3 protein-coding genes and 1 pseudogene are annotated in these 4788 nt (G+C 67.2%); 3 read left to right on the plus strand and 1 reads right to left on the minus strand.

Annotated features, from left to right (window positions below; translation table 11 throughout):
• Positions 1-12 precede the first annotated feature (12 nt).
• Entirely contained in the window at positions 13-774 is a 762-nt protein-coding gene (locus KGM94_RS23520) for a DUF2497 domain-containing protein (protein WP_300264613.1), read from the plus strand.
• A 144-nt stretch (positions 775-918) separates the two neighbouring features.
• The gene (locus KGM94_RS23525) at positions 919-3786 is read left to right on the plus strand and encodes a valine--tRNA ligase (protein WP_300264609.1); all 2868 of its coding nucleotides are present in this window, start codon (positions 919-921) and stop codon (positions 3784-3786) included.
• A 3-nt stretch (positions 3787-3789) separates the two neighbouring features.
• On the opposite strand, the gene KGM94_RS23530 is transcribed toward KGM94_RS23525, so the two are convergent.
• Positions 3790-4392 carry a DNA-3-methyladenine glycosylase gene (locus tag KGM94_RS23530; protein ID WP_300264611.1) on the minus strand — a complete coding sequence of 201 codons (603 nt, stop codon included), beginning with the start codon at positions 4390-4392 and terminating at the stop codon, positions 3790-3792.
• Between the two features lie 130 nt (positions 4393-4522).
• Between KGM94_RS23530 and KGM94_RS23535 the strand changes: the two are divergent.
• Positions 4523-4788, plus strand: a pseudogene (locus KGM94_RS23535) (lipoyl synthase); the annotation flags it as partial.

The following is a 4788-nucleotide window of genomic DNA, read 5'->3' on the forward strand; positions in this document are numbered from 1 at the left end:
GTGGAGTCGGAGATGACGCAGCCTGCAAAGGTCCAAGAACCCTCCATGGAGGAGATTCTGGCCTCGATCCGGCGCATCATTGCCGACGATGAGGCCAAGCCGCCGCCGGCGGAGAAGGCCGCCGAAGCCGCCAAGCCCGAGAAGCCCGCCGCAGCACCGGCGGCAAAGCCGGCGGTTACGAACGATATTCCGCCCTCGAAGATCGCCCCGGCGAAGCCCGTCGCCGAGAAAGCGGCGCCGTCGCCGGCCGCCAAGCCGCCGGCTGCCGCGCCGAGCAACAGCCAGGACGACATCGACGCGCTGCTCGCCGGACTCGACGACGCCACCTCCGCGCCTGAGGTCCGGGCGCCGGAACCCGAGCCCGAACCTGAGCCCGACGTCCTCGAACTGACCGACGAGATGGCGGTCGAAATGGCGACGCCGGCTCCGCCGCAGCCGAGCTTCCGCAAGGTCGAGCCCAAGGACGATCTCGAATTCGCCGAAGCGCCGCCGCCGCCCCGGGCGGCGCCGCGGCCCTCGTTCGACACCACCGATTGGGACGCGCCGCCGCTGCCGCCGCAGCAGCCGATTCTGGCGCATTCGACGGTGTCGGCGGTCGAATCCGCCTTCAACACCCTGGCCCACACCGTGCTCAGCAACAATGCGCGCACGCTGGAGGATCTCGTGAAGGAGATGCTGCGGCCGATGCTGAAATCCTGGCTCGACGACAACCTGCCCGGACTCGTCGAGCGCATCGTAAAGGCGGAAATCGAGCGCGTTTCGCGGGGCCGGTAGCCCAAGCCCGCGACGGTCTCGTTCTGCGCCGCTTCCGCGCCTGCCGGGAAACGCCTGCTCGTGCCCCACTCAGGCCGACGCTCGTGGCAAGTTGACCCGGGCCCCGGTTGACTTGGACCCCGCGCACGGCTTTCTAGCAGCCCCATGATCGAGAAAAACTACCAGCCCGCCGATATCGAAGCCCGCATGTCCCTCGTCTGGGAGGACAGCCGCGCGTTCAAGGCCGGACGCCCCGACCGGCGCGACGCCAGCCCCTTCACCATCGTGATCCCGCCGCCGAACGTGACGGGCTCGCTGCATATGGGCCACGCGCTCAACAACACGCTGCAGGACATATTGTGCCGCTTCGAGCGGATGCGTGGACGCGACGTGCTCTGGCAGCCCGGCACCGACCATGCCGGCATCGCCACCCAGATGGTGGTCGAGCGGCAGTTGATGGAGCGCCAGCAGCCCAGCCGCCGCGAGATGGGCCGCGAGAAATTCCTGGAGCGGGTCTGGCAGTGGAAGGCCGAGAGCGGCGACACCATCATCAACCAGCTCAAGCGCCTCGGCGCCTCCTGCGACTGGTCGCGCGAGCGCTTCACCATGGACGAGGGCCTGTCGCGCGCCGTCGTCAAGGTGTTCGTCGAGCTCCACCGCGACGGCCTGATCTACAAGGACAAGCGGCTGGTCAACTGGGACCCGAAACTGCTCACCGCGATCTCCGATCTCGAGGTGCAGCAGGTCGAGGTCAAGGGCAGCCTGTGGTACCTGCGCTATCCGATCGAAGGCAAGACCTTCAGCCCGGATGATCCCGCGAGCTTCATCGTGGTGGCGACCACGCGTCCCGAGACCATGCTCGGCGACACCGGCGTCGCCGTGCATCCCGACGACGAGCGCTACCGGAAGCTGGTCGGCAAGCACGTGATCCTGCCGCTGGTCGGCCGCAAGATTCCGATCGTCGCCGACGAATATTCCGATCCCGAGAAGGGCTCGGGCGCGGTCAAGGTGACGCCGGCGCACGACTTCAACGATTTCGACGTCGGCAAGCGGCACGGCCTGCGCCAGATCAGCGTGCTCGACCGGGAGGGGCGCCTCGACCTCGTCGGCAACGAGGACTATCTGCACGCCCTGCCGGAAGGCGCCGCGCAGTTCGCCGAGGAGTTCCAGGGTGCGGAGCGCTTCGCCGCGCGCAAGCGCATCGTCGAGCGGCTGCAGGATTTCGGCTTCGTCGAGCGGATCGAGCCGCACACCCACATGGTGCCGCATGGCGACCGCTCCGGTGTCGTCATCGAGCCCTATCTCACCGACCAGTGGTACGTCGACGCCAAGACGCTCGCCAGGCCCGCGATCGCGGCGGTGCGCTCGGGCGAGACGACCTTCGTGCCGAAGAACTGGGAGAAGACCTATTTCGACTGGATGGAGAACATCCAGCCCTGGTGCATCTCGCGCCAGCTCTGGTGGGGTCACCAGATCCCCGCCTGGTACGGTCCGGACGGCAAGGTTTTCGTCGCCGAGACCGAGGAGGAGGCCGTCAGCCACGCGCTCGGCTATTACGTCGAGCAGGAGGTCATCACGGAGGAGCAGGGCCGCGAGATGGCGCTCGACCGCGGCAAGCGCGAGGGCTTCATCACACGCGACGAGGACGTGCTCGACACCTGGTTCTCCTCGGCGCTGTGGCCGTTCTCCACGCTGGGATGGCCCGACGACACGCCGGAGGTGAAACGCCACTATCCGACCGACGTGCTGGTGACCGGCTTCGACATCATCTTCTTCTGGGTCGCCCGGATGATGATGATGGGCCTGCACTTCATGAAAGAGGTGCCGTTCTCGACCGTCTACATCCACGCCCTCGTCCGCGACGAGAAGGGCGCCAAGATGTCGAAATCGAAGGGCAACGTCATCGATCCCCTCAACCTGATCGACGAATACGGTGCGGATGCGCTGCGCTTCACGCTCGCCGCGATGGCGGCGCAGGGGCGCGACATCAAGCTCGCCACCAGCCGCGTCGAGGGCTATCGCAATTTCGCGACCAAGCTCTGGAACGCCTGCCGTTTCGCGGAGATGAACAATTGCGCCGTGCCCGAGAACTTCGAGCCGGCGAAGGCGAAGGAGACGCTCAACCGCTGGATCGCGCACGAGACCGCGCACACCGCGCGCGAGGTGAGCGAGGCGATCGAGGCCTACCGCTTCAACGATGCGGCCTCCGCCATCTATCGCTTCGTCTGGAACGTCTATTGCGACTGGTATGTCGAGCTCGCAAAACCCGTGCTGCTCGGCGAGGACGGCCCTGCCAGGGCTGAGACCCGCACGATGGTGGCCTGGGCGCGCGACGAAATTCTGAAGCTGCTGCATCCCTTCATGCCCTTCATCACCGAGGAGCTGTGGGAGGTCACCGCCAAACGCGAGGGCCTGCTGGCGCTGGCGTCCTGGCCGCTCAAGCCGGAGCCGACGGCGGAGCAGCTCGCGATGATCGCGGCGGCGATGCCCAATGACGGCTTCATCGCCCCGGTGGTGCTGCCGATGTTCGACCATTCCGACTTCAGCGATCCGGCCGCCGAGGCCGAGATCGGCTGGGTGATCGATCTCGTCACCGCGATCCGTTCGGTGCGCGCCGAGATGAACATCCCGCCGGCGACGCTGACCGCGCTGGTGCTTGCCGGCGCCGCCGCCGAGACCAAGGCGCGGGCGCCGCGCTGGACCGACGTCATCAAGCGGATGGCGCGTTTGTCCGACATCTCCTTCGCCGAGCGTGCGCCCGACGGCGCGGTGCAGCTCCTGGTGCGCGGCGAGGTCGCCGCGCTGCCGCTGAAGGGTGTGGTTGACTTCGCTGCCGAGCACGCGCGCCTCGACAAGGAGATCGGCAAGGCCGACGCCGACATCAAGCGCGCCGAAGCCAAGCTCGCGAACGAGAAATTCGTCGCCAATGCGGCCGAGGAGGTCGTCGAGGAGGAGCGCGAGAAGCGCGAGGCCGCGATGGCGCGCAAGGCGAAGCTGCTGGAGGCGCTGGAGCGGCTGAAGCAGGCGGGGTGATCGCTATCTCGGAAACGGCTTGCTCAGGAACTTCGAGCCCTTCAACCCGTAGCGCCAGGGCAGCTCGACGGCCTTGGTGATGCCGATGCGAACGCCCGCGACCACCTCCACCTTGCCGGTCCGCGCATGAACGGCGATCGGCGGCCGGTCGAGCGGCAGGGCGTTGTGCGCGATGGTGATGCCCAGCGCCTCGGTCAGCTTGCCCGGGCCCGAGCACAGCGCGCGGACGTCATCAAGGTGGCGGCGCCGACGCATTGTCGCGAGACCGTGGGTCGGCTCCAATGCACGGACCAGCACGGCGCTGGCCGAGCCATCCTGCTCGCAAACGAAGTTCACGCACCAGTGGATGCCGTAGGAGCGGTAGACATAGGCAAAGCCGGGCGGGCCGAACATCACCTGGTTCCGTGGGGTCGGACCCCGGTAGGAGTGCGCCGCCGGGTCGGTATGATGATAGGCCTCGACCTCGACAATGATCCCGCCGACGCCGTCGACCAGCAGCGTCGCGCCGATCAGCTCGGGGGCGACCTCATGCACGCTGCGGCCGAAGAAGGCGCGCTTCAGCGGCTTGCCGAGGGCGGGTGTGGAAGCTTTCGGTCGTGGCGTCATGCGGAGAGAGAATCGGTTGAGAACAGAGCAGGATATTGCCCATATCTGCCATGTTCCCTGAACCGGGGCGAGCCGGGTTGCGAGGCCCCACGATACCGACTAGGTAGAGCCTGAACAGACCGGACACCCCATGGTCGTCGTCGTCGACAACATTTCCAACCCGTCGCGCCCGCGTCACCCCGAAAAGGTGAACCGGCCCGATGCCGCTTCGCCCCGGAAACCGGACTGGATCCGCGTGCGGGCGCCGAGCACCCGCGGCTATGCCGAGACCAGCAACATCGTGAAGGCCAACGGCCTGCACACGGTGTGCGAGGAGGCGGGCTGCCCGAACATCGGCGAGTGCTGGGACAAGAAGCACGCGACCTTCATGATCATGGGCGACACCTGCACCCGCGC

This window comes from Bradyrhizobium sp. (genome assembly GCF_028868675.1).
In the GTDB taxonomy this organism is placed as follows: Bacteria; Pseudomonadota; Alphaproteobacteria; order Rhizobiales; family Xanthobacteraceae; genus Bradyrhizobium.